Here is a 23,890-nt window from a genome sequence, read left to right as displayed (position 1 = left end):
CCGACGTCAGGGGTTCATCAGGTGCGGGTCCAGCGTTGGTTGCTGCCGTTCGAGCAGGTGTAGAGCTGGATCTGGGTGCCGTTGGCGGTTCCGGCCCCGACGGCGTCGAGGCAGAGGCCGGACTGGACGCCGACGATGGATCCGTCGGAGTTGAGGCGCCATTTCTGGTTGTCGCCGCCCCAGCAGCTGTAGATCTGGACCTTGGTGCCGTTGCCGGTGCCGGCGGCGTCCAGGCACTTGTTGCCGTAGACCCTGAGCTCACCAGCGGCGGTGGACGTCCACTGCTGGTTGGTGCCGGTGTTGCAGTCCCACAGTTGGAGCTGGGTGCCGTCGGTCGTGGCGGAATTGGGGACGTCCAGGCAGCGGCCCGAACCGACGCCCTTGATCTGGCCGGAGCCCGAAGGGGGTGTGGTGGTGCCGCCGTTGAGTGCGTTGAGGACGGCGGTGTAGGCGGGCTTCTTGCTGCCGTCGCCGTTGAACAGGAGCGGCGTCTGGTCCGCGCGCCATGAGTCGGTGTCGCGTACGCCCCAGACGGTGACGCCGAGGCAGCGCGAGACGGCCAGGCAGTCGTTCACCACGTTGGCGTACGTCGTGGACGAGGCGCCCTGGATGTCGAGTTCGGTGACGGCGACGTCGACGCCGAGGGCGGCGAAGCTCTGGAGGGTGGTGCGGTAGTTGCTGTTGTACGGGCTGTCGTTGTTGAAGTGGGACTGGAAGCCGACGCAGTCGATCGGTACGCCGCGCTGCTTGAAGTCCTTGACCATGTTGTACACGGCCTGGGTCTTGGCCCAGGTCCAGTTGTCGGTGTTGTAGTCGTTGTAGCAGAGCTTGGCGGCGGGGTCGGCGGCGCGTGCGGTGCGGAAGGCGACCTCGATCCAGTCGTTGCCGGTGCGCTGGAGGTTGGAGTCGCGCCGGGCGCCCGAACTGCCGTCCGCGAAGGCCTCGTTCACGACGTCCCACTGGGCGATCTTGCCCTTGTAGTGGCTCATCACGCCGTTGATGTGGTCGATCATCGCTTGGCGCAGTGTGCTGCCGCTGAGGCTCTGCATCCAGCCGGGCTGCTGGGAGTGCCAGGCCAGGGTGTGTCCGCGGACCTTCTTGCCGTTCTGGACCGCCCAGTTGTAGACGCGGTCACCGGCGGTGAAGCTGAACTGGCCACGCTGCGGTTCGGTGGCGTCGATCTTCATCTCGTTCTCGGCCGTCACCATGTTGAACTCGCGGCCCGCGACGGTCGTGTACGTCGAGTCGCCGAGCCTGCCCGAGGCGATGGCGGTGCCGAAGTAGCGGCCGCTCTGCGCCGCTGCGGCGCCGAGTGTGCTTTCGGCTGCGTGTGCGGTCGGCGGCGTCAGCAGGGCGGCGACGGTGCCGAGGGCGGCGATGAGCAGCGCCAGCGGCGCGGTGCGGGTTCTCCGGCGGTCACCGGGTCCGGTTAGGGCGTTCAAGGCCATGGCTGTGCCTCCAAAATCGACATCACGGGATGGCTGACGCGCAGAGGGAAGATCGGCCGACGGTTGATGTTCGGCGCGCGGCAGCGCTGTTTCGGCACAGGCACAGACAACACAGGCACAGGCACGGGGACACTCCAACGCGGCTCAGCCGGGGGTGTCACACGACGTCGCCGACCTCTCCGCGTTCACGAAGAGCCAGCTGCGCCGGCGAAACCTCACCGGAACGAAACGGGTGGCGCGACACTGTTCGACATTTCGAACTCTGGTCGACCCTTGGTGAGGGATGATTGAGGCATTGACGGTGGATCGTCAATACATTGCGCAGGGAAAGTTTCCACACCTCGATCGAAACATTCGAATCGGGATCGAGCCGGGAAATTGATCTCGCGCACCCCCATTGCCGGATGCGGCGAGACCCAAGCCGCCATCAAGGCCGACGCCCGAAGCCTCCACTTCACCGTCATATCCCTGGTCAACGCCCTCGCACCGGAGCGTCGGGCCGCGCTCTTCCCGTGCGATGGCGACCCACGCGACACCTCGCCCCACCCCGGGCGGGCGGATCTGATTGAAGACAGAACAGTGACAGCCCTTGACCGAAGCACCCCGCATTTCTATCTTGTGGCGTCGAAAGATCCGAGAACTCTTCGAATGTTTCGAAGAGTCATTCTTCCCCGGCACGACCGCTCCGCGGTTCGCCGACGCCACCTCGCCCCGCCCCCTAAGGAGGCCCCCCAGATGTGGTTGCGCCACCCGTTCACGGCCCCACTCAGACGCTTACTCGTCGTCCTTTCGCCACTGCTCCTTGTGGCCACCTTCCTCGGCGCTCAGCCCGCCAGCGCGGCGACCGTTGACCCCAACGCCTCGTACGTGCTGGTCAACCGCAACAGCGGCAAGGCCCTGGACGTCTACAACATGGCGACCAGCGACGGCGCCCGCATCACCCAGTGGATGAGAAACGACCAGAGCCAGCAGCAGTGGCAGTTCGTCAGTTCGGGCGACGGCTACTACCGCATCAAGTCCCGCCTCTCGGGCAAGGTGCTGGACCTGTACAACTGGTCCACCGCCAACGGCGGTTCGATCGTCCAGTGGACCGACCTGAACGCCACGAACCAGCAGTGGCGGCTGGCCGACAGTTCGGACGGCTACGTACGGCTCATTTCGCGCCACACCAACAAGGCTCTTGAGGTGCAGGGCGCGTCCACCGCCGACAACGCCAACATCGTCCAGTACGACGACTGGGGCGGCACCAATCAGCAGTGGCAGCTCGTGAAGGTCGGCGCCGACACCCCCGGCGCGTGCGATCTTCCGTCGGCCTACCGCTGGTCGTCGACGGGCGCCCTGGCCCAGCCCAAGTCGGGATGGGTCTCGCTCAAGGACTTCACCGTCGTTCCCTACAACGGCAAGCAGCTCGTCTACGCCACGACGCACGACACGGGGACGAGTTGGGGTTCGATGAACTTCAGCCCGTTCACCAACTGGTCGGACATGGCCTCGGCCAGTCAGAACACGATGTCGTCCTCCACCGTCGCACCCACGCTCTTCTACTTCGCGCCGAAGAACATCTGGGTGCTCACCTACCAGTGGGGCGCGACCGCCTTCTCGTACCGGACGTCGAGCGACCCGACCAACCCGAACGGCTGGTCGTCCCCGCAGGTGCTCTTCTCCGGAAGTATCTCCGGCTCCGGAACGGGTCCGATCGACCAGACACTCATCGGTGACGGCACGAACATGTATCTGTTCTTCGCCGGCGACAACGGCAAGATCTACCGGGCGAGTATGCCGATCGGGAACTTCCCGGGCAGCTTCGGGTCGACCTCCACCGTGGTCATGAGCGACACGACGAACAACCTGTTCGAAGCCCCGCAGGTGTACAAGCTGCAGGGCCAGAACCGGTACCTCATGATTGTCGAGGCGATCGGCTCGCAGGGCCGCTACTTCCGCTCGTTCACGGCCACCAGTCTGAACGGCACGTGGACGCCCCAGGCCGCGACCGAGAGCAACCCCTTCGCCGGAAAGGCCAACAGCGGCGCCACCTGGACCAACGACATCAGCCACGGCGAACTGATCCGCACCACCGCCGACCAGACCATGACCGTCGACCCCTGCAACCTGCAACTGCTCTACCAGGGACGCAGCCCCAGCTCGGGCGGCGACTACGGCCTCCTCCCCTACCGTCCGGGGCTGCTGACACTGCAGCGCTGACGGCACGACACAGGTCCGGCTCCCGTCACGGGAGCCGGACTTCCCCCATCACGGCTACCGCGAGCGCGATGCCCCACAGCGAGCCCAGCCCAAGGGCGACCAGGCCCAGGAGAGCGACGATGACCGTGCAACCGGCGGAGTCGAGGGCCTTGCGGGCGTCCTCGCGGGCACGCACCGCGTCGTTGAACACGACACGGGCGCACCCGAACGCCCTCGCCAACGCCCTCTGCTGACCGGCGTCCGGCACAGGCGAAAGCTGTACCGGAGCTGCATGACCGTCACCCTACGCCCCGCTCACCGTGGTCAGGCAGTACATCGAACAGCTCAACCGGCTGGTATGAGCGTTCCCCGGCTGCGCCGGGGCGGGCCTTCATGACGCCTTGCGCCATGAAGGACGAAGGTGCCAACTCCGGCTCCGCCAGAACAGATACGGCGACGCTCCGCGCACCACCATCCAATTCGAAGACCAGCAGGGCGTAGTCGATGCCGACCCCGAGGCCGACGAGCATCAGGATGGGTGGCGTGAAGTCGGCGACGGTGAAAGACGTGGGAGGCCAGGGCGATCACGCCGATGGCGCCGCCGACGGCGAACAGGGCCGTGATCAGCGGCAGGGGGCCGGGAGGAGCCAGCCGCACGGCAGCACCAGGACGTCCAACGCGCCCACGATCCTGGCGAGTTCGGCGGTGGGGCCCTCCTTGTCCTCGGCATTGCGCGCGGCTTCGCCGCCCACCTCGACCTTGAGGCGTTCGGTGGCGATGCTCCGCGCCGTGTCGATGATGCGACTCCTGGCACGTGCCGCGCCTCGGTCGGCATCGGCTCGACCCTGTCCTCGGCGCTCTTGATGCCGGCGGTGTCCTTGAAGACGATCACGACGCTGTCGCCCGCCTGGTCACTGCCGTGCTGCTTGAACAGGTCGGTGGCCGCCTGGGACTCGGTGCCCGGCAACGAGAAGTCGCTCCGATGCGCGGAGCCCGTGATTCTGCTGGCGGATCACCAGCGCCTCGTCCGCGCGGGGATCCGCGGCATCCTCGACGACGAGGACGACCTGCACGTGGTCGCCGAGGCCGCCGACGGGCACGCCGCCCTCGCCACCTGCCGCGAACTACGGCCCGACGCGGTGCTGATGGACATCCGCATGCCCGGCATGGACGGCCTCGAAGCCGCTCACCGCATCGCCGACGACGAGCGGCTGGCGGCGGTGAAGGTGGTGATGCTGACGACGTTCGATCTCGACGAGTACGTGTACGGGGCCCTGCGCGGCGGAGCTGCGGGCTTCCTCGTCAAGGACACCGAGCCCGCCGAGCTGCTGCACGCGGTGCGTGTCGCGGCGCGCGGCGACGCGCTCATCAGCCCCTCCGTCACGCGGCGGCTGATCGCCGAATTCGCCCTGCGCCCGGATCGCACCCGCAGGCCCGACCGCCGGCTCGACAGCCTGACCACCCGCGAACGCGAGGTCATGCGGCTGATCGCCGCCGGATGCACCCACCACGAGATCGCCACGCGACTGGTGGTCTCACCTCTGACGGCGAAGACCTATGTCGGCCGCATCATGGCCAAGCTCGGTGCCAGGGACAGATCCCAGGTGGTCGTCATGGCCTACGAGTACCGCATGGTCACCCCCGGTTGGCTCACGGACTGACGCCCCCGGCTGCCTGGTTCCAGGGGCCGTAGGAGTCCGGTGTCAGTAGCCGTAGATCATCTTGTAGGCCGCCTCGGGGAGGAACTGTCCCGCCCTGGAGCCGGCTCCGATGCCGCAGTTGCCGTCGGACTCGCCCGGGGTCTTGATCCACAGGAGCATCTCGGCGCCTCCTCCCGTCCGGGTGGGCGTGCCGATGCGGCGGCCGGAGGGGTTGCACCACTGGCCGTTGGAGCCGTTGCCGTTGCGGCTGGTGTCCACGACGAAGGGCTTGGTGTAACCGTAGCGGGCGCTGAGTTCACGGTTGACGGCGTCGCCGAAGGCGGTGTTCTCGGCGGTGGTGAAGTAGTTGGAGACGTTGAGCGAGAAGCCGTGGGCCTGGCGGAGCCCGGCTTCGTGGAGGCGCCGGGCCATGGTCGTCGCGTTCGCCCAGCCCGGGTTGCCGGCGTCCAGGTAGACCCAGGTGTTGGGGGACTGGCGGCTGAACTCGGCGAGGGCACCGGTGAGCATGGCCTCGCGTTCGTCGATCTGGGCCTGGGTCATGCAGCCGTAGTCGCCGAGGGAGTCCGGTTCCAGGACGACGACGGCCGGCCGGCTCGCTATGCCGCCGGCGAACTGGGCGATCCAGTTGGCGTAGGCGGACGGTGACGCGGCTCCGCCGGCGGAGTGGCCGCCGCAGTAGTCGCGGTTGTAGACGTTGTAGGCGACGAGGACGGGCAGCTTGTCGGCCTGGTCCGCTGCCCCGGCGTAGGCGCCGGTGGCGGTGCCGATGGTGCCGCTCCAGGAGCCGAACCAGCGGGCCATCGGGGTGTTGGCGATGGCGGCGTTGATCGCGGGGGCCCGGCCGTCGCCCGGGTTGGCGGTCACCCACTGCTTCGCCGTGGAGTTGGGGTCCGCGTAGAACCCGCTCGTCATGGTGGTGGGGTCGGCCGCTTGCGCGGACGGTGCGGCGGCGAACGCCAGCGGCAGGGCGCAGAGCGCTGCCGTCAGGGTGCGGAGTCTGCGGCTCATCACGGGACCTCGGTTTCCTGGTGGGGAAGGTCAGGGCGGAGCGGTTCAGCGGGTTCGTACTGCTCCTCGTGGCGCGGAGTGTGGGGTGGGGTGTGGGGTGGGGTGTGCGATCCTCCGCTGGTTCAGGGTGTGGACAGCTCGAAACGTGTGACCCGGACCGCGCCGCCGAGTGCCTGTGTGGCGTGGTTGAAGAGGGCGAATCGGTACCCCATGAAGAACCGCCAGTCGTTGCCCATCGAGAAGGCGGGTCCGAGGCGGGTGAAGGTGGTGCCGTCGGTGCTGTAGGAGAAGGTGCCGGGGCGTGCCGCGCCGGGGCGGATGTCCGCGCTCGCGCGCAGCCAGACGCGGGTGCCCGGGGCAGGCGTACTCGCGGCCTCGGTGCCGGTGCCGGTGGTGTTCCAGTTGCCGTCCATGGTCAGCCCGTTGACCATCACCAGGCGTGTCGTACCGCCGTCGCGTTTGAGGCCGATCCAGGCGCTGGAGTCACGCAGCAGCGCGAGTCCGGCCCGGTCTCCGTCCCGCATCGCGGAGTGGTCGAGGAGGACCGTGGCGGTGGAGGTGGGGCCCTGGATGCGGTGGGTGAGGGTGTTGCGCGCCCAGTAGAGGTCGTTGGTGACGGTCGCGGTGCGCAGGGTCAGGCCGTTGCCGGCCGTCCACTTGGTGGGGTCCGGGTTGTGGTTCCACTCCCATCTCGGTTTGAGGGTCGTGCCGTCGAAGGTGTCCACGCCGGTCATGGGGGTGACTTCGCGGGGTGGTGCGGGCAGGTCCGGGCTCGGATACGAGGTGCCCCATGCGCCGCCGACGAGTTGCACGACGGGCCAGCCGTCGGGGGTCCAGGTGACGGGCGCCAGGGCGGGCACCCGTCCGCCGGGGTAGGCGTCGACGAAGGCCAGGTAGTACCAGGCACCGCGCTGTGTCTGCACCAGTCCGCCCTGGTGCGGGACGCCGCCACCGGGGATCGGCCCGGGCAGGTCGAGAAGGACCTGCCGCATCGTGTACGGGCCGAAGGGGCCGGCCGAGGACTTGAGGATGTACTGGCCGTTGGCGGGGCGGGTCAGGAAGATGTAGTACTGGCCGTTGATCTTGTAGAAGCGGGAGCCTTCGAGGGTGCCGACGCTCGACGGTGTCGTGAACACCTGCTGAGTGCGGACCTGGGTGCGGCCGTCGGGCGAGAGCTGGGCCACGCTGATGGTCGTGTTGCCGTAGGCCACATAGAGGGTGTCGTCGCTGTCGACGAGGAGTCCGGCGTCGTAGTAGGGCGTGCTGATCGTCGTCAGCCTGGTCCACGGTCCCTCGGCGGCGGTGGCGGTGTAGACGTACGTCCGGGCGAAGTCGATCTGACCGAGCCAGTAGAAGGTCCTGTTGCTCGGCCGGTAGGCCAGGGACGAGGCCCAGATGCCGCGGACGTAGCCGCGCGCACCGTTCAGGTCGTACTTGGCGCCGAAGTCGAGGGTGGGTACCGAGTGTCCGGCGATCTCCCAGTTCACCAGGTCGTACGAGCGCAGGACGGGCGCGCCCGGTGAGTAGTGCATCGTCGAGGCGGAGGCGTAGTAGGTGTCGCCGACGCGGATGACGTCGATGTCGGCGAAGTCCTGCCAGATCACCGGGTTGGTGAAAGTCGTCGCCCGGGCGGAGGCCCGGGCCGCGGGGAGGAAGGCGCCCGCTGCGAGTCCGGTGGCGGCTGCCAGGGCGTGGCGTCGGGACAGTTCTTGATGGGTCCATGACATATCCATGCGGGGCGTTCTCCTCGTGGTGCGTCCAGAGGGAGCTGCTCACGACATTCGACATTTCGAACATGGATCGACTAGCCGAGCAACTGGATAATAGAAGCCCGGGAACGAACGTCAAGACTTCTCGCACGATCGCAAGACCCGTCGAAACATTCGGGCCGTCAGGAGTTCCATTCCCGCAGGTCAACAGCCAAGCGTGTCAGAGGTGTTGACATGTTCGCGCACCTCTCTAACATCCCTGTCACCGTGAGTTTCCGAACGAGGCTCGAAATTTCGAACCTCCCCCCAAGGAGCCCCTGGTGCCCAGACGTTCACGCGGACGACTGCTCCGCCTTCTCGCAGCCGCCGCCCTCACCGTCACCGCGTCCGTGACGGCCTCCGCCCACTCCCCCGCCTCGGCCGCGCCCGGCAGCCCGGCCCTCACCCCGCCGCTGGGGTGGAACAGCTGGAACAGCTTCGGGTGCGGGATCACCGAGACCCAGGTCCGCCAGGCCGCCGACGCGATGGTGTCCTCCGGCATGCGGGACGCCGGCTACCGCTACGTCGTGGTTGACGACTGCTGGTTCGACCCGCAGCGCGACGCGGCCGGCAACCTGCGCGGCAACCCGACCAAGTTCCCCAGCGGCATGAAGGCGCTCGGGGACTACATCCACAGCAAGGGCCTGAAGTTCGGCATCTACCAGGTGCCCGGCGAACGCACCTGCGCGCAGGGCACCGGCTCCTATCCCGGGTCGACGGGCAGCAAGGGCCACGAGACCCAGGACGCCGCCACATTCGCCTCGTGGGGCGTCGACTACCTCAAGTACGACTGGTGCTCCTCCAGCGGCACCCGTGACGAGCAGGTCGCACGCTTCACGCTCATGCGCGACGCCCTGCGCGCCACCGGCCGGCCGATCGTCTACAGCATCAACCCCAACAGCTTCCACGCCATCACCGGGGACAAGTACAACTGGGGCGAGGTCGCCGACCTGTGGCGGACGACCGAGGACCTGCTCGACATCTGGCAGAACGGCAACACCAACAGCTACCCGATGGGCGTCGGCAACGTCCTCGACGTCACCGCGCCACTGGCCGCGCAGTCCGGCCCGGGCCACTGGAACGACCCCGACATGCTGGTCGTCGGCCGACCCGGCCTGTCGCTCACCGAGTCCCGGTCCCACTTCGCCCTGTGGGCGCTGATGGGCTCCCCGCTCATGGCCGGCAACGACATCCGCACCATGTCCTCCGACGTCAGCGCGATCCTGCGCAACCCGCGCCTGTTGGCGGTGGACCAGGATCCGCTGGGTGCGGGCGGACGCCGGGTGCGTGACGACGGTGCCACCGAGGTCTTCGCCAAGCCCCTCGCGGACGGCTCGGTCGCCGTGGGTCTGTTCAACCGCGGCGACAGCACCGCCACGGTCACCACCACGCCCGCCCAAGTCGGCCTGTCCGGCGACCCGTTCACCCTCACCGACCTGTGGACCGGCGCAACGTCGAGCACCTCCGGGCAGATCTCGGCGAGCGTCCCCGCGCACGGCGTCGCCGCGTTCCGGGTCACCGGCGGCACCCCGCTGACCGCCACCACGTCCCGGCTGCGCGGCACCGCGTCCGGGCGCTGCGTCGACGTGGACAACGCCTCCACCGCCGCCGGGGCCACGGCTCTGCTCTGGGACTGCCACACGGCCGCCAACCAGCTGTGGACCACCTGGGCGGGCGGCGAGATACGTGTCTACGGCGACAAGTGCCTGGACGCCTACAACCAGGGCACCGTCAACGGCACCCGGGTCATCACCTGGCCCTGCAACGGCCAGGACAACCAGAAGTGGACGCTTGGCTCCGACGGGTCCCTGCGCAACGCCCACTCCGGTCTGTGCCTCGACGCCAACGCGGCCGGCACCGCGAACGGGACCGCGCTCGTCCTGTGGACCTGCAACGGCCAGCCCAACCAGAAGTGGTCCCGCGCGTGACCGACCACGCCTCAAGAAGGGGAGTTCGATGACGAGGACAAGAACCCTGTTATGGCCCGCCGTGGTCGCGGTGCTGGTCGTCCTGAGCATGGCCGGCACGGCACTGGGCCACGGCCGGAGCAGCGGCGCCCCGCTCACGGCCTCCGCGGCAGCCGGCGTATCCGCCGCTGCCGCCGCCCCGAGTTCCGGCTGCGGCAAGACCCCCACCCTGACCAGCGGCACGCACACGATCCTCAGCGGTGGCAAGAACCGCACGTTCATCCTGCGCGTCCCCGACGGCTACGACCGCAACCGCCCCTACCGGCTGGTGTTCGGATTCCACTGGCTGGGCGGCACCTCCACCGACGTCTCCACCGGCCGCACCGTCGAAACAGGCACCTGGGCCTACTACGGACTCCAGCGACTGGCGAACAACAGCACGATCTTCGTCGCACCCCAAGGGCTCAACAACGGCTGGGCCAACACCGGCGGTGAGGACGTCACCTTCGTCGACGACATGCTCAAGCGCCTCGAAGCGGACCTGTGCGTCGACACCACCCAGCGCTTCGCCCTCGGATTCAGCTACGGCGCCGCCATGTCGTACGCCCTGGCGTGTTCACGCGCGACGGTCTTCCGCGCGGTCGCGGTCCAGAGCGGCGGGCTGCTCAGCGGATGCAGCGGCGGCACCCAGCCCATCGCCTACCTCGGAGTGCACGGCCTCAGGGACAACGTCCTCGGCATCTCCGGCGGGCGGGCGCTGCGGGACCGGTTCGTCACGAACAACGGCTGCACCCCCCAGAACCCGCCCGAGCCCGCGCAGGGCAGCCTGACCCACCGGATCACCACCTACTCCGGCTGCTCGGCCGGACATCCGGTCGCCTGGGCCGCGTTCGACGAAGGACACATCGCCGCTCCCCAGGACGGCGCCCCGGGAGACAGCGCCAGGACCTGGCTGCCGGCGGAGGTGTGGAAGTTCTTCACCCAGTTCCAGAGCTCCGAGCCCTCGCCCGGAACCGCGACCTGCCGGGTCACCGGCACCGTCAACGCCTGGAACACCGGGCTCACGGCGAGCATGACCCTCACCAACACCGGCACCACGGCCGTCGACGGCTGGTCCCTCGCCTTCACCCTGCCGGGCGGCCAGACCATCACGTCCGGCTGGAACGCGGAGTACTCCCCCGTCTCCGGCCGGGTGACCGCCAAGAACGCCGCCCACAACGCCACCATCGCCCCCGGTGCCTCCGTCGACATCGGCTTCCAGGCCACCCACACCGGCGACACGGCCCCGCCCGGCTCCTACACCCTCAACGGCACCGCCTGCACGGCATCCTGACCCCTACCGCGGCACCGCACCGCACTCGCCTCGGCCGGAAAGCCGGGGCGAGTGCGGTGGCAGCGGATCACCTGGGTAAAGCGCGCGCGGTCATACACCGGGCGCGCGCCAGGAGTTGAGGGGCAGCGGGCCGCGGTCGATGACGGTGCGGATGCAGAAGGTGCTGCGGGCGTCGCGCACGGGGCCGATGGCCAGGATCTGGTCGGTGAGCACCTTTTCGAAGGTGCGCAGGTCCGGTACGGCGAGTTCGACGAGGAAGTCTGCGTCGCCGGAGACGACGTGGCAGGCGACCACGTGGTCGATCGCCTTCAGCGCCTCTTCGACCACCTGGGAGGTGGTGCGGGAGTGCTCGACCTTGAGGGAGAGGAACACGGTCAGCCCGAGGCCGAGGCGTTCGCGATCCAGATCGGCCCGGTAGCCGGCCAGCACCCCGTCCTCCTCCAGCGCCTTGGTGCGGCGCAGACAGGAGGAAGGTGACAGGCGTACGGCCTCGGCGAGGTCGACGTTGGGGGTGCGTCCGTGGCGCTGGAGGTGGTCCAGGATCGCCCGGTCGATACGGTCGTACAGGGGGCGTGGCATGAAATGCAGCGTATCGGCCCGCTCGGCGAACAATCCTGCGCGGTGAGGCCGTACGGGCACTCATCACGCCATCTCATGCCGCGGTCGGCGGCGCATTCTGGTCACGCGCCGCGACCGACCGCGAGGCCGGTTCCGTCGCCTGTGTATCCGCCCCTCACCGCTTCGGACTGCCTCATGCACCCTTTCCCCCTGGAACCCGACCGCGCCACGATGACGGAGATGGGCCGTCTCGTCCTGGACCGTGTCATCGACCGCACCGAGAACCTCGCCGCCCGCCCCGCGAGCGGCACCCTGTCGCCGCAGGCGGAGACCGAGCTCGTACGGTCCTTCCTGACGCCGCCTCCCGCCCGGAGCGGTGACCTGGAGGCTCTGCTCGCGCGCCTGGACGACGCCGCCGACTGCGCTCTGGAGACCGCCGGGCCCGGCCACCTGGCGTACATCCCGGGCAGTGGTCTGTACTCGGCCGCGCTCGCCGAGTTCTACAACCGTGCTGTCAACCGCTACGGCGGCCTCGCCTCGGTCGCCCCGGCCCTCGCCGCGCTCGAGGAGAGCGTGATCCGCTGGATGGCCGAGGAGGTGTGCGGCCTCCCTGAGGGCAGCGGAGGACTGCTGACCAGCGGCGGCTCGATGGCGACCTTCTCCGCCACGGTCGCCGCCCGCCACCACCGGCTCGGCGAGGACCTCGCCGGCGGGACCGTCTACACCTCCGCCTTCGCCCACCACTCCGTTGCCAAGGCCGCCCGCCTCGCCGGCGTGCCCGCCGCGCGCATACGCACCGTGCCGCACACCCCGGACCTGCGGATGGACCCGGAAGCCGCCGCCGCCATGATCCGCGCCGACCGGGACGCCGGGCTGCGGCCGTTCCTGCTGGTCGCCACCGCCGGCACCACCGACACGGGCACCGTCGACCCGCTGCCCCAGCTGGCCGACCTGGCCCGAGGCGAGGGCCTGTGGTTCCACGTCGACGCGGCCTACGGCGGCTTCTTCCGGCTCACCCGGCGCGGCGAAAAGCGCCTCGCCGGAATCGAGGAGGCCGACTCGATCACCCTCGATCCGCACAAGACGCTGTTCATGCCGTTCGGCACCGGCGCCCTCGTCGTGCGCGACCCCGCGGCCCTGCACGCCGCACACGACGGCACCGGCAGCTACCTCCAGGACATGACCGCGGCGGGAAGCGTCCCGGACTCCGGCCGGCTCGGGCCCGAGCTGACCCATGAGATCCGCGGTCTGCGGGCCTGGCTCCCCCTCCATCTGCACGGCGTGGACGCCTTCCGCGAGGCCCTGGACGAGAAGCTCGACCTGGCCGAACACATCCACGAGGTGCTGTCCGGCGTGGCGGAGCTGGAAGTCCCGCAGCAACCGGACCTGTCCACCGTCGTCTTCAGCGTCCGCCCCGCCGACGACAGCGAGGCCGCCGCCCGGCAGGCCGACGAGACCGGCCGCCGCCTGCTCGAACGGATCAACAGCCACCGGCGCGTCGTGCTCTCCAGCACCGTCGTCGACCACCGCTACACCCTGCGCGTCTGCGTCGTCTCCCACCGCACCCACCACGACCGCATCACCGAAGCGCTGGACATCATCACCGCCGAAGCTAGAAGAGGTTGACCGCGGCGCCCTGCGTGAGGTTGTCGAGGATCGTGCGCAACCACGGGCTGCGCACGGCCGGCAACCGGACCAGGGTGCGCCGGAACGTGCCCCTGTCGGCCCGGAACTGGTGAGGGGGGAGCAGTGGGAGCGGATCGTCGCGGAGAACGTCTCGGGGTATGCGGCCCGACGCCGGGTACGGCAGGTAGGGCCGGGGAGCGACCAGCCACAGCCATACGCCCAGGGGCAGAGGTACCGGGTAGGCCGGGGCGGTCGGGACGGGAGGGGTCCAGCTCTGACCCGTCCGGGGGTGGACCGGTACGAGGAGGATGCCTGCGGCCGGGTCCGGAGCCGGCTGCCCCGGTCCGGCCAGAACGGCGCGCCGCCTCGGGGCGCCCGCGGGCAGCAGGACGTCGAGCGCGCGTTGGAACACGCGCGCGGTCAGACCGCCCGGCACCGTGACCGGTTGCCCTTCGGAGGCGACCAGCAGATGAGCGAGCGCCTGGCCTGCTGCCGCCTCCCACTGCGGACTCCACGACCAGTAATGGTTCGTCCCCGACCGTCCTCCCCACGTGGCGACCGGCTCGAACGGGGACGTAGGCTCCCCCGCGTGCACCAGCTCAGCCCAAGAGGCGGGCGCAGCGGGGGCACCGTCGACAGGGACGCGGTGCACGGTGTCGGGTCCAAGCCGCACCGCCTGCCACAGTGAGCAGTCGTCGACCCTGGTCGCCACGGGGAGGTCGCATCGCGCGCAGGCCATGTTGGGCCCGTCGGCTCCGTCGAGGCCGCAGCAGGCACTGCCGCGCTTCTCGGGAATCAGCCGGGTCCCACGGATGTCTCCGGGCGCGATGACACTCGCCCCGGGCGTGCCGTCGGAAAGGGCGGGGACCGGCGCGTAGATGCCGCGTGCCTCCGCCTCGCCCGGATCGACCTCGTCCCACATCCGCCACGGCCCTCCCCAGGGCTCCGGGTCCACGGCGAACGTCCCTGACTGCATGAGCACGGGAAGCTGGGCCCCGTTCCCGTACGTCTGACGGGCGTGCACCGGCAGTGCGACCTGGGACAGCGGGGCCGTCAACTCGGCGCCGCATCCCGCACATACGAAAACGAACAAATGTCCTCCGCTGGGGAAACAGACGCATACTCCCAGCTCGTCGGCGGCCGGCCAACATGTTTTCTCATCCAGGACCGGCGCCCCCCTTCAGCCCGGCAGGGAATGAACACCGACCTTGATTGTTGAAAGCGATATGAAAAAGATCGGGTTCCTCTCCTTCGGACACTGGACACCGTCGCCGCACTCGCAGACGCGCACCGCCGCGGACGCCCTGCTCCAGGCGATCGACCTCTCCGTCGCCGCGGAGGAGCTGGGCGCCGACGGGGCGTACTTCCGCGTCCATCACTTCGCCCGGCAGTACGCCTCCCCGTTCCCGCTGCTCGCCGCCATCGGCGCACGCACCAGCCGGATCGAGATCGGCACCGGTGTGATCGACATGCGCTACGAGAACCCGCTGTACATGGCCGAGGACGCGGGCGCCGCGGACCTGATCTCCGGCGGCCGACTGCAGCTCGGCATCAGCCGGGGATCCCCGGAGCAGGTCATCGACGGCTGGCGCCACTTCGGGCACCTGCCGCCTGACGGGGCCACCGACGCCGACATGGCACGCGCCCACACCGAGCGGCTCCTCGATGTCCTGACAGGTGAGGGATTCGCCGAGCCCAACCCCAACCCGATGTTCTCCAACCCCCCGGGGCTGCTGCGCGTCGAGCCGCACTCCGAAGGCCTCAGGGACCGTATCTGGTGGGGATCCAGCTCGAACGCCACCGCGACATGGGCGGCCACGCTCGGAATGAACCTGCAGAGCTCGACCCTCAAGGACGACGAGAGCGGCGAGCCCCTGCACGTCCAGCAGCGCAAGCAGATCGAGGCGTACCACAAGGCCTGGCAGGAAGCGGGCCACACCCGCACGCCGCGTGTGTCCGTCAGCCGCAGCATCTTCGCCCTCGTCGACGACCGCGACCGCGCCTACTTCGGCCGTGAGGGCAACTCCAAGGACCAGGTCGGCTACATCGACGCCAACACCCGCGCCATCTTCGGCCGCTCCTACGCCGCGGAGCCCGACGTGCTGGCCAAGCAGCTCGCCCAGGACGAAGCGGTCGCCGCCGCCGACACACTCCTCCTCACGGTGCCGAACCAGCTCGGAGTCGCCTACAACACCCACGTCATCGAGAACATCCTGACCCACGTCGCCCCGGCGCTCGGCTGGCGCTGAGCAGAGCGGGAGGCGGAACACGGCGAGGTCAGCTGTTCCCGCCTCCCTCGGCGGTGGGTGTACGGGACGGCGGGGGCGGCGTCATGGCCCACCGGATGGTCCGGGTCAACACCCGCCCCGCGGGACGTACAGCGACGCTCTCGACGACGGGCAGCCGAGGGAGGTGGAGCATGCCGCGCGCCCAAGGCGGGAGCAGCGCGACGGCGTTGGCGGCCAGACCGCCGTAGAAGGGACGCACGGCGAGTGGAAGCGGGGGCCGCAGCAGAAGGTAGCGCGCGGCGGAGCGTGCCTCAGGGGTGGCGCGCAGTTCCGGGAGGTAGGCGGACAGGCGCTCGGACAGTTCGTGCCGGTCGCGCGGCGGGTCGGTGACTCCCAGGGCTTCGGCGACCCGTGCCGTGTCCGCGACGTAGGCGTCGTAGGCGGCCGGTTCCAGCGGCCGGGCTCCGTAGCGTTCGTGAGCGCGCAGGAAACTGTCTGTCTCGGCGAGGTGCACCCAGGCGAGCAGGTGCGGATCGGCCGCGTGGTACGGCACACCCTCCGCGGTCGTCCCTCGGATGTGGTCGTGGATGTCACGGACGTGGTCCACGGCCCGCTGGGCGTCGTCCGCGGTGCCGTAGGTCGTCACCGCAAGGAAGGTGCTGGTGCGCTGGAGGCGGCCCCACGGGTCGCCGCGGAAGCCGGAGTGCCCGGCCACCGCCGCCATGGCGAAGGGATGCAGGGACTGCAGAAGCAGTGCGCTGAGGCCACCGATGAACATCGAGGCGTCGCCATGAACCGTGCGGATGGGGCGGTCCGGTGCGAACCAGCGCGGGCCGGGGGTGTCGTGGATGCGCGCGCGGTTCGCCGGCCCGTCGGGGCCCGCGACACGCCGGAACAGCGCATGGCCCAGCTGTTCCCGGACCCCCGTCAGCATGGTTGCCCCTCCCTGTCGGACGCGGGCCACACATAGGGAAGGTCGTCGGGCACGCCGGGGAACAACGCGCCGTACACCTCCGGGTCCTTGCGGACCAGTGCCGAGCGGTGGCTTTCGTGGAAGGCCTCGTCGCCGTGCCAGGGCGGCAGTTCGCCGGCGGCCGCCAGCGCCGGCTGGCCGCGCACCGGGGTGCCGGGGCGTACCGCGGCCAGCCCGGCCACCAGCGAGGCGGCGCAGCTGTCCTGGTGCCCCTGGTCGCGCCAGACCTGGCAGATCTCCAGGCCGTACCGTACGAGTGCCTCCTCGTAGCCCGTCCACATCCGTACGGCCGGGTGCCGGCGCCAGCCGTATCCCGGCACCGTCAGACCGCGCAGGACCTGTAGCGCCTCGACCCGCTGCTTGCCCAGCCGTCGCCGGTCCAGCAGCAGGGCCGTCTGCCGGAAGTCCGGGTGGGGCAGAAAGGTCTGCATGGGGTCGCCCGCCCGCTCACTTCGTGCGCGCCGCGAGCGGCTCGTGGGCCGCAGGGCCGCCGGACTCGGCGCAGCGCACGTCGTACCGCGTTTCGCTCGCGGCCCTGTCCCTGTCCTGCTCGGTCATGGCGCTTCTCCTCCGTGCTTCTCCATCCGCTGCGTGGTCGACAGTGCGGCGTACCCCGGTGTCAGGCACGCCGTCGGCCGACCGCGCGATCGGCGAGGCCGCCCGCGCCCAGCGGTCCGGTGTGTTCAAAGGCCTGCTCGGCCTCCATCCGGGGCAGTGCGCGGCGCGACACCCGCAGCACCACCGGCGGCAGGGCCGCGCGCACCGGCTGGGTCAGCCGTAGCCAGGCCGGCGCGTACACGCTCGTACGGCGTCGCTCCAGGCCGTCGATCAGGCGCGCGGCAACCATGTCCACGGGATACACCCGGCGGGCCGGGGCGGGCATGTGGGCGCGCAGTTCGCGCAGGACGGGGTACCGGTCGGCGTCACGGATCATGTCCGTGTCCGTCCAGTTCAGATAGGCGATGCCTACGGCGACGCCCTGATGGGCCACCTCTGCTCGCAGCGCGTGCGCGAAGGCCTCGGCTCCTGCCTTCGAGGCGCAGTAGGCGCTCATCAAAGGGGCTGCTCCGATCGAGGCCAGGGAGGCGATCTGGAGGAAGTAGCCCGCCGTGTCGAGGAGGTCGGGCAAGAAGGCTCGGGCCGTGTGGGCGCTGCCGGTCAGGTTGACGTCGATGACACGCTGCCACGTGGCCGGGTCCGAGTCGGCGAACGGGCCGCCCTCCGCGATGCCCGCGTTGGCCACCACCGCCGACGGCCGGCCGAGACTCTGTCGTACCGTCCGGGCAACCGCTTCCAGACCGGCAGGGTCCGTGATGTCGACCTCCACGGCCAGCGCCGGACCCGGCAAGGACGCGGCCAGCTCGTCCAGGGCGGGCTTCTCGTGACCCAGCAGCGCTACGCGGGCGCCGCGACAGGCGGCTTCCCGGGCCATCGCCGCCCCCAGGCCGCGAGCGGCTCCGGTGACGACGACGGTCCGACCGACCAGCGGGCTGCTGCGCAAGAGAGGACCTTCCCTTCACCTCGGAGGCGCGTCCTGACCTCTACTTCCGTGGGGAAGCGGCGTTCGGATGCGCCTCAGTCCCGCTCCCCCACGGCCATCTCACCCAACTCGGACCAGTCGTCCTGCGGGATCGTCGCGTTGACGATCCGCGGGGTCTCGGCGAGATACGGCGGCAGCGTGCGCTGCGCGGCACGGAAGTGCTCGGAGCCGACATGCGCGGCGCCGGCGTCGCCGTCACGGAAGGCTTCCACGAGGACGTACTCGGTGGGGTCCTCGACACTGCGGGACCAGTCGAACCACAGGCAGCCCGCCTCGGCTCGGGTGGCGCGTGTGAAGTCCTCGCTGATCTGCGGCCAGTCGTCCGCGTGCTCGGGCAGAACCCGGAACTTGGCGGTGATGAAGATCATGAAGTCTCCTCGGTGAGGGCGTGAGTCCAGGATGGATCAAACGGCCCCCGTGTCGCACCCTGCGGCGGCGTCCCCGGGTAGCTGCCGCCGCCCCTCTCTCCCCCGGTGACAGCCGCACCGCCCGGACCGTCACCTTCACGCGTCACCCTGCCCCCCCGTCACCGGACGTGCGCGGGGCCTCAGCCAGCCACGCGTACGCCGAACTGGAAGGACCCGATCGTGCTCATCGACTCGTAGCGCACGTAGGCGCCCGGGTAGGGGGCGTGCAACACCTGGTTGTTGCCCGCGTAGAGGCCGACGTGCTCGGTGTTGTTGAAGAAGACGAGGTCACCGGGCTTGAGCGCGCTCATGCCGATGTGGGCTCCGTCGTTGACCTGCGTGTAGGTGACGCGGGATATCGGAATACCGGCCTGCGCGTAGGCCCACTGCGTCAGGCCCGAGCAGTCGTAGGAGTTGGGGCCCGTGCCGCCGCGGGCGTAGGGCTTGCCTATCTGCGTGGCGGCCGCGTTCAGGGCGGCGGAACCGTAGGGAGAGGCGGCCACCTCGCCGCCGAGGTCGACGCGTTCCGACGCGGTGCGGCTGGCCCGCTCCTCACTGTCGGCGATCTCCTGCCGCTCGGCGGCGGTCAGGGAGTTCAGCAGCCGCTGAGCCTTGCCGAGCTTGGCCTGGATCTCCTTCTTCTTCTCGCCGAGCTCGGTGCGGGTGTCGGCGAGGTCCTTGAGCTTCTCCGTGGCCTCGGCGCGCCGCTGGGCGAGCTTGCGCTGCTTCACCTGGACCTTCTTCAGCGCCTCCACCTGCTGTGCGGACAGCGACTCGAGCGTGGAGGCCTGGTCGAGGTAGTCGTCCGGGTCGGCGGAGAGGAGGAGCTGGACGGAGGGGTCGATGCCACCTGAGCGGTACTGGGCGCTCGCCATCGCACCGAGGCCGGAGCGCAGTTCGTTGAGGTCGTCCTGACCGCGGGCGACCTCGTCCTGGAGTGCGCCGATCTCCTTCTGGAGTTTCTCCTGCTTCTCCTTGGCCCCGTCGTACTGGTTGGTGGCCCGCTCCGTCTCTTCGTAGAGCTTGTCGACCTGCGCCTTCACCTCGCTCTTCGTGGGCTTGGGGGCCGCGTTGGCGGCCTGCGAGGTGAGAGCCACCGCGGCGGCTGCGGTCGCGGTGAGCACCGTCACGCGGGTGCGGCTCTGCGGCTTGGGTCGACGGTGAAGCGCCAAGGTGACGAACTCCTTCTCCCTCCACCGCCACTCACCTCGTGTGAGCGATCATCCGTGCGAAGGTTCGAGGCCTCACCTTAGTGATCTTCTTGTAATCATTTCAAAGTTTAGAGCGCACAATTTCAGCCGCGTTCTGCACTGTTGGCGCAAAAAACGATCACAATCGGGCCCGAGGAGCGCGGGCGGAACACCGCGCCCCTCGCGGGTGCTCAGGGCCGGGCGCCAGGCTTGTCGACAACGCCCCAGGCGGCGCGGGCGCTGACCATCTCCCCGTCGTCCCGGGACTCCCCGAGGTAGGCGTAACTCCCGGGCTCGAAGAAGAACTCCTGCCTGCCCTGCCAGCCCGAGGGCGTCTTCTCGGCGTAGCTCACGCGCACGCCGATCGCCGCGCGACCCAGCGGGTCCTTCACACCGGTCGTCACCCGGGCTCCAGGGATCTTCGCGAAAGCACGGAACAGACCCGCCTGGACGTTCGGCGGGATCAGCACCGACCGGTACAGGACGGAGATCTCCCGCCAGTCCCGCTGGGCGCGCGTCTCCCCTTCGATGGAGCCGATGGCGTGCTCCTCACGGATGCGCTTCATCATCCGGCCGGGGTCGCTGGGCAGGGTGGCGAGGAAGCGGTAGAACTGCCGCTGGGAGCGGTCGTCGTAACCCTCCTTCTTCCGCTTCTCCTCCTGATTGGGGCCGTACCAGACCTGGAGTTGGTCCGGGTCGAAGTCCGAGATGTCACCGGACGGGGGGATGCCGGGCAGATTGGCGTGCCCGGTGCCGTCCCAGCGGGTCCACTCCTCACTGCTCTGCGGCTCGCCCTGGACGAAGACCGTGCTCTTCTCGTACACCCACTGCTTCGGGCCGGGTTCAGTGCCGTCGTGCTGCTCGACGGTGGCGGCGGCCAGTTCGAGGGCGTCGGCAGAGGCTCCTGCCGACAGCACCTGGGGGCCCTTGCTCGCGGGGGCGCGGGTGCTGTCGTCGGGCAGGGTCGCGACGATCCCGGTGGTCACGGCTAGGGCCCCTGCGGTGGCGGCGCCGACCAGGAGCGTCCGACGCCTGGCATGGGCGACGCGCTCAGGCCGGGTCTCCTGCCGCAGCACCGCGGTGAGCCGGGCTCGCGGCGCGGCGAGCTCGTCCGCGTCGGGAAGGGGTGCGTCGGCGCGCAGGCCGCGGAGTGCGGAAAGCTCGTTCATGCGGGGTCACCTTCGTGGATGCGAGCTTCGATGAGGGGGCCGTCGGCCGCGCTGCCGGCTGCGCGCAGCTTCCGGCGGGCGCGGTTGAGGCGGGAGCGGACGGTGCCGACGGGGATGTCCAGGGCTGCGGCGATCTCCTGGCAGCCGAGATCGGCCCAGGCGAACAGCAGCAGGACGTGCCGGTCACCCGCCGAGAGCCGGGCCAGCGTGCCGGCCAGTGAGCGGGCGGCGGCCTCGGCGGCGATGCGGTCGTCGGCCAGGTCGGTCCAGCTGTCGGTGACCGGGTCATGGCCGGTGCGGGCGAGCAGCTTCAAGGCCTTGACCTCCTCGCGGCGGTGCCGGCCGATCTGCTTGGCGGCGATGCCGTACAGCCAGGGCCGGACGCCGGCGCGGGCCGGGTCGAACCGCTCCCGTATCCGGAAGGCCGTCAGAAACGTCTCGGCGGTGACATCGTCCGCCGCGTCCCGGCCGAGCCGGCGGGCAACGTACTGATGGATCGCCGGGGCGTGACGGTCGAAGAGCGCCGCGAAACGCTCGGGTTCCTCAAGTGAGGCCGCGATGAGTCCGGCGTCGCTGCCGGCCAAGTCGGTCATGGACGGTCCGTCCGTTGGTCGGGTCGGTGGGTGCCGGGATGATGGTGGGCATTCACAACCTGTACTTGCCGAGTCGCAGCAACCGGGTTCACGCCGTCGTCGCCAGGCGCCCATGCCGGCCCGGCTTCCGTTGCGCGGTCAGCCCTTTCCGGGCCGGTTGGTCAGACACCGAAGTCACTTTCGTCGGCTGGCCACCCCACAGAACAACATCCTCCCCACGACAGGCGCCCATCCTCTTCCGGCTCAGCGACCGGGCCGGCTCTCACCGCACCACGTGTCAGGGGGCGGACTGGAGAAACTTCTCAACTACGTCACGCGTGTCGCTGCCGAAGAGCTCGCTGTGGTCCCGGTCGATCACCAGGCCGTAGCACATCGCCTGAATCGCCAGAATCCTCAGGTAGACAGGGCGTGTGGTTGGCGTGAACCCGAAGAGCGGGTTGATGAGCACGCCGAGACCGCGCCGGTCGTGTTCGCTGCCAGACCGCAGGATCCGATCAAATTCAAGCTTGAACTCTTCCTTGGTCGCCAGGCGAATCCCGCCGTCGAGGCGCGGTGCCAGGAGGAACCTGGAGACACGTGATGACAGTTGTTGTGTCGACATGCCCTGAAGCCAGCCGCTGGCCTGATCGATGTAGCGGGTACGGCGCCAACTGGCCACGTGGGGACAGTAGTCGAGCCGCGGTTGAATTGCGGCGACGTCCTCATGTCGTGTCAGGGCATCCCACGACCGACTCAGAAGACCTGTTGCACCGCCCATGTCGTGCTCTCGGTGGAGTTGCAGAAATGCCAGCGGCGCCAACAGGTCATAGGCAAGGTCACGCACGTATCCGCCGTTCGTGGGAAGCCAGTCGAACACGTCCTCCGAGGTGAGACTGAGGACTTCCCAGACGGTGGGCTTCACCATCTGCTCCATGGCGGACAGCGCCTGTGCGCTCAGTGCGGCGATGTCCGGCTCCGGCGGATGCCGCCGCAAGAAGACTTGCAGACCGGTCACGGACCGCTCGGACAGTCCCCGCGGCTGTGCGTGCAGATGACCGTCACCCAGCATGACGGTCCATCGCACGAGTTCGTCCACCGACCAGAAGTTCGCAGCGATGCGCACGTACTCCGGCAGCGAGGCTTCGTCGCGCAGGGAGTCAAGGACCACATGGCAGGCCTGGCGGCCAAGGGCGCGAGCTGCCCCGATCTCGTACGGCACCCACCACGAGCCCCGGGTCTCGTCGCTGAGCAGCCCGAGCATGCGTGTGGAGTGCCGGATCCCGCGGTCGATCGCGAAGACCAGCTCCTGGTCCCCCACCAATCCCAGCGCCGCAGCCCGGGCAGTGTCCTCGTCGTCCCGGTCGTACCAGTAATGAACACCCAAGTCGTCGAAGATCTGAGCAACGGCGTTCGCCAACGGCTTGTCGGCGTTCCGATGCGAGATGAACACCTGTTCCGGCCGAGCGTCCCCTATCGCGTCGCGCGGCGTGTAGACGTTCCATCCGGCAGCTGCTTCCTGCAGAGTCATGGCCGCACCTCCGATGGATCGCTCACCTCGGGCCATCTACCGTACGGCTGTTCCAACTCCAACCAACCTGCGAAGGGACACATTTGACCGAGCCACCCGGACTGCGTTCCTGCTGGATGGGCGCCCTCCCGGAGTGCGATCGGGTCGGTGGCGGTCGGGCCGACCTCGGCCGGGCTGCGCTGCCGCGCCCACAGGGCCTCGAGCCGGGCGTGCAATCGGTGAGCAGATCGACGAGGACTGTCCTGTAGGCAGGCGGTGCTGACGGAGATGACCCCGGCGCCCAGCTGGGGATGGAGCCGTGGCAGCGCAGGTACAGCCTGGCCGACCAAGGTGCGGGGGAGGCCAAGCGCGACAGAATCAGGAACTGTGTCACCGATCGGACGATGACGCGTACCTCCTCCGCAGTCACCGCCTTCCTCTCACCCCTGCAAACCGAACGTCCGCACCAACATGCGGGGCAAGTGAATCGGAGTTAATCTGAAGCCCAAGGCTGCACATTCCTTGGACATGGTAAGGGGCTGGAACGCCCGACCTGGGAACCGGAGTTGACTCTCCCTTCGGGCCCAGAAGGACCCCGATGTAGCGGTCAGATGCTCCTGGCGGGCGGGTTCCACATTTTGGACTACTGCGCTATTCCTTTTTGCCTACATTCAGGCGCTCCGCGTTGGCTTCCTGATCACCGCAGCTGGCTCCTATACCTGGGACGTATTGGACCAGCGCGGAGCCAGACGAGACGGCAAGGCTCAAGTCGTCGCCGCTGCCGAGAAACAAGGCATCAGTCCGCCCGAGGGTGTCGCGTGATGATTTACCTCC

Annotated in this window: 21 protein-coding genes and 1 pseudogene; 6 read left to right on the top strand and 16 right to left on the bottom strand. The window is 69.3% G+C overall.

Annotated elements, in window-relative coordinates; translation table 11 throughout:
- Positions 1–17: 17 nt before the first annotated feature.
- Complete coding sequence (locus tag OG885_RS43630) at positions 18–1,448, bottom strand: endo-1,4-beta-xylanase (RefSeq protein WP_405742332.1); 1,431 nt, start codon at positions 1,446–1,448, stop codon at positions 18–20.
- Positions 1,449–2,183: 735 nt separating this feature from the next.
- Here OG885_RS43630 and OG885_RS43625 point away from each other — a divergent pair.
- On the top strand, positions 2,184–3,650 hold the full coding sequence (locus OG885_RS43625) for a non-reducing end alpha-L-arabinofuranosidase family hydrolase (RefSeq protein ID WP_405742330.1): 1,467 nt from the start codon (positions 2,184–2,186) through the stop codon (positions 3,648–3,650).
- 145 nt (positions 3,651–3,795) lie between these two features.
- Here OG885_RS43625 and OG885_RS43620 read toward each other — a convergent pair.
- The 3 genes and pseudogenes from OG885_RS43620 to OG885_RS43610 all read right to left on the bottom strand — a co-directional run.
- Positions 3,796–3,923 (bottom strand): annotated as a pseudogene (locus tag OG885_RS43620) (helix-turn-helix domain-containing protein); the annotation flags it as partial.
- 5 nt (positions 3,924–3,928) lie between these two features.
- Positions 3,929–4,159, bottom strand: a complete 231-nt coding sequence (locus OG885_RS43615; protein WP_405742328.1) for a hypothetical protein — start codon at positions 4,157–4,159, stop codon at positions 3,929–3,931.
- 93 nt (positions 4,160–4,252) lie between these two features.
- Entirely contained in the window at positions 4,253–4,381 is a 129-nt protein-coding gene (locus OG885_RS43610) for a hypothetical protein (protein WP_405742326.1), read from the bottom strand.
- Between the two features lie 243 nt (positions 4,382–4,624).
- On the opposite strand from OG885_RS43610, the gene OG885_RS43605 reads away from it, so the two are divergent.
- Positions 4,625–5,290 (top strand): response regulator, encoded by a 666-nt coding sequence (locus OG885_RS43605; RefSeq protein ID WP_405743160.1) that lies wholly within the window; start codon positions 4,625–4,627, stop codon positions 5,288–5,290.
- A 42-nt stretch (positions 5,291–5,332) separates the two neighbouring features.
- Here the strand turns inward: OG885_RS43605 and OG885_RS43600 are convergent, their stop codons facing one another.
- Complete coding sequence (locus OG885_RS43600) at positions 5,333–6,298, bottom strand: glycoside hydrolase family 6 protein (protein ID WP_405742324.1); 966 nt, start codon at positions 6,296–6,298, stop codon at positions 5,333–5,335.
- A gap of 122 nt (positions 6,299–6,420) precedes the next feature.
- Complete coding sequence (locus tag OG885_RS43595) at positions 6,421–8,031, bottom strand: glycoside hydrolase 43 family protein (RefSeq protein WP_405742322.1); 1,611 nt, start codon at positions 8,029–8,031, stop codon at positions 6,421–6,423.
- Between the two features lie 296 nt (positions 8,032–8,327).
- On the opposite strand from OG885_RS43595, the gene OG885_RS43590 reads away from it, so the two are divergent.
- Together OG885_RS43590 and OG885_RS43585 are read left to right on the top strand one after the other, a co-directional pair.
- Positions 8,328–9,974, top strand: a complete 1,647-nt coding sequence (locus OG885_RS43590) for a glycoside hydrolase family 27 protein (protein WP_405742320.1) — start codon at positions 8,328–8,330, stop codon at positions 9,972–9,974.
- A 28-nt stretch (positions 9,975–10,002) separates the two neighbouring features.
- Entirely contained in the window at positions 10,003–11,286 is a 1,284-nt protein-coding gene (locus OG885_RS43585; RefSeq protein ID WP_405742318.1) for a cellulose binding domain-containing protein, read from the top strand.
- Positions 11,287–11,376: 90 nt separating this feature from the next.
- Here the strand turns inward: OG885_RS43585 and OG885_RS43580 are convergent, their stop codons facing one another.
- Positions 11,377–11,865 carry an Lrp/AsnC family transcriptional regulator gene (locus OG885_RS43580; protein ID WP_405742316.1) on the bottom strand — a complete coding sequence of 163 codons (489 nt, stop codon included), beginning with the start codon at positions 11,863–11,865 and terminating at the stop codon, positions 11,377–11,379.
- Between the two features lie 174 nt (positions 11,866–12,039).
- Between OG885_RS43580 and OG885_RS43575 the strand changes: the two genes are divergently transcribed.
- Positions 12,040–13,470 carry a pyridoxal phosphate-dependent decarboxylase family protein gene (locus OG885_RS43575; RefSeq protein WP_405742314.1) on the top strand — a complete coding sequence of 477 codons (1,431 nt, stop codon included), beginning with the start codon at positions 12,040–12,042 and terminating at the stop codon, positions 13,468–13,470.
- On the opposite strand, the gene OG885_RS43570 is transcribed toward OG885_RS43575, so the two are convergent.
- Positions 13,457–14,563, bottom strand: coding sequence for a hypothetical protein (locus OG885_RS43570; protein WP_405742312.1), 1,107 nt, complete (start codon positions 14,561–14,563; stop codon positions 13,457–13,459). The two genes, OG885_RS43575 and OG885_RS43570, sit on opposite strands and share 14 nt — an antisense overlap.
- 133 nt (positions 14,564–14,696) lie before the next feature.
- Here OG885_RS43570 and OG885_RS43565 point away from each other — a divergent pair, with 133 nt between their 5' ends.
- Entirely contained in the window at positions 14,697–15,719 is a 1,023-nt protein-coding gene (locus tag OG885_RS43565; protein WP_405742310.1) for an LLM class flavin-dependent oxidoreductase, read from the top strand.
- 28 nt (positions 15,720–15,747) lie between these two features.
- Here the strand turns inward: OG885_RS43565 and OG885_RS43560 are convergent, their stop codons facing one another.
- From OG885_RS43560 to OG885_RS43525, 8 genes are all read right to left on the bottom strand, one after another.
- A complete protein-coding gene (locus OG885_RS43560) occupies positions 15,748–16,632 on the bottom strand; it encodes an oxygenase MpaB family protein (RefSeq protein WP_405742308.1) in 885 nt (294 codons plus the stop codon).
- A complete protein-coding gene (locus OG885_RS43555; RefSeq protein ID WP_405742306.1) occupies positions 16,626–17,102 on the bottom strand; it encodes an MSMEG_6728 family protein in 477 nt (158 codons plus the stop codon). The genes OG885_RS43560 and OG885_RS43555 overlap by 7 nt, the downstream gene beginning before the upstream one ends.
- 188 nt (positions 17,103–17,290) lie before the next feature.
- A complete protein-coding gene (locus OG885_RS43550; RefSeq protein WP_405742304.1) occupies positions 17,291–18,172 on the bottom strand; it encodes an SDR family oxidoreductase in 882 nt (293 codons plus the stop codon).
- Between the two features lie 74 nt (positions 18,173–18,246).
- A complete protein-coding gene (locus tag OG885_RS43545; RefSeq protein WP_399966357.1) occupies positions 18,247–18,579 on the bottom strand; it encodes a putative quinol monooxygenase in 333 nt (110 codons plus the stop codon).
- Between the two features lie 179 nt (positions 18,580–18,758).
- Entirely contained in the window at positions 18,759–19,790 is a 1,032-nt protein-coding gene (locus OG885_RS43540) for an NlpC/P60 family protein (RefSeq protein ID WP_405742302.1), read from the bottom strand.
- A 209-nt stretch (positions 19,791–19,999) separates the two neighbouring features.
- Positions 20,000–20,977 (bottom strand): CU044_5270 family protein, encoded by a 978-nt coding sequence (locus OG885_RS43535; protein ID WP_405742300.1) that lies wholly within the window; start codon positions 20,975–20,977, stop codon positions 20,000–20,002.
- A complete protein-coding gene (locus OG885_RS43530; protein ID WP_405742298.1) occupies positions 20,974–21,570 on the bottom strand; it encodes an RNA polymerase sigma factor in 597 nt (198 codons plus the stop codon). The genes OG885_RS43535 and OG885_RS43530 overlap by 4 nt, the downstream gene beginning before the upstream one ends.
- A gap of 277 nt (positions 21,571–21,847) precedes the next feature.
- Entirely contained in the window at positions 21,848–23,077 is a 1,230-nt protein-coding gene (locus tag OG885_RS43525; protein ID WP_405742296.1) for a toll/interleukin-1 receptor domain-containing protein, read from the bottom strand.
- Positions 23,078–23,890: the final 813 nt, after the last annotated feature.

It is taken from the genome of Streptomyces sp. NBC_00028 (assembly GCF_045041065.1).
Classification (GTDB): Bacteria; Actinomycetota; Actinomycetes; order Streptomycetales; family Streptomycetaceae; genus Streptomyces.
This window is presented reverse-complemented; position numbering and strand designations above follow the sequence as displayed.

Bases quoted from the DNA above. Each gene is read 5' to 3' on its own strand.
- OG885_RS43630 (WP_405742332.1), bottom strand. From the start codon at position 1,448: ATGGCCTTGAACGCCCTAACCGGACCCGGTGACCGCCGGAGAACCCGC.
- OG885_RS43625 (WP_405742330.1), top strand. From the start codon at position 2,184: ATGTGGTTGCGCCACCCGTTCACGGCCCCACTCAGACGCTTACTCGTC.
- OG885_RS43615 (WP_405742328.1), bottom strand. From the start codon at position 4,159: ATGCTCGTCGGCCTCGGGGTCGGCATCGACTACGCCCTGCTGGTCTTC.
- OG885_RS43600 (WP_405742324.1), bottom strand. From the start codon at position 6,298: ATGAGCCGCAGACTCCGCACCCTGACGGCAGCGCTCTGCGCCCTGCCG.
- OG885_RS43595 (WP_405742322.1), bottom strand. From the start codon at position 8,031: ATGGATATGTCATGGACCCATCAAGAACTGTCCCGACGCCACGCCCTG.
- OG885_RS43585 (WP_405742318.1), top strand. From the start codon at position 10,003: ATGACGAGGACAAGAACCCTGTTATGGCCCGCCGTGGTCGCGGTGCTG.
- OG885_RS43580 (WP_405742316.1), bottom strand. From the start codon at position 11,865: ATGCCACGCCCCCTGTACGACCGTATCGACCGGGCGATCCTGGACCAC.
- OG885_RS43575 (WP_405742314.1), top strand. From the start codon at position 12,040: ATGCACCCTTTCCCCCTGGAACCCGACCGCGCCACGATGACGGAGATG.
- OG885_RS43565 (WP_405742310.1), top strand. From the start codon at position 14,697: ATGAAAAAGATCGGGTTCCTCTCCTTCGGACACTGGACACCGTCGCCG.
- OG885_RS43560 (WP_405742308.1), bottom strand. From the start codon at position 16,632: ATGCTGACGGGGGTCCGGGAACAGCTGGGCCATGCGCTGTTCCGGCGT.
- OG885_RS43555 (WP_405742306.1), bottom strand. From the start codon at position 17,102: ATGCAGACCTTTCTGCCCCACCCGGACTTCCGGCAGACGGCCCTGCTG.
- OG885_RS43545 (WP_399966357.1), bottom strand. From the start codon at position 18,579: ATGATCTTCATCACCGCCAAGTTCCGGGTTCTGCCCGAGCACGCGGAC.
- OG885_RS43535 (WP_405742300.1), bottom strand. From the start codon at position 20,977: ATGAACGAGCTTTCCGCACTCCGCGGCCTGCGCGCCGACGCACCCCTT.
- OG885_RS43530 (WP_405742298.1), bottom strand. From the start codon at position 21,570: ATGACCGACTTGGCCGGCAGCGACGCCGGACTCATCGCGGCCTCACTT.
- OG885_RS43525 (WP_405742296.1), bottom strand. From the start codon at position 23,077: ATGACTCTGCAGGAAGCAGCTGCCGGATGGAACGTCTACACGCCGCGC.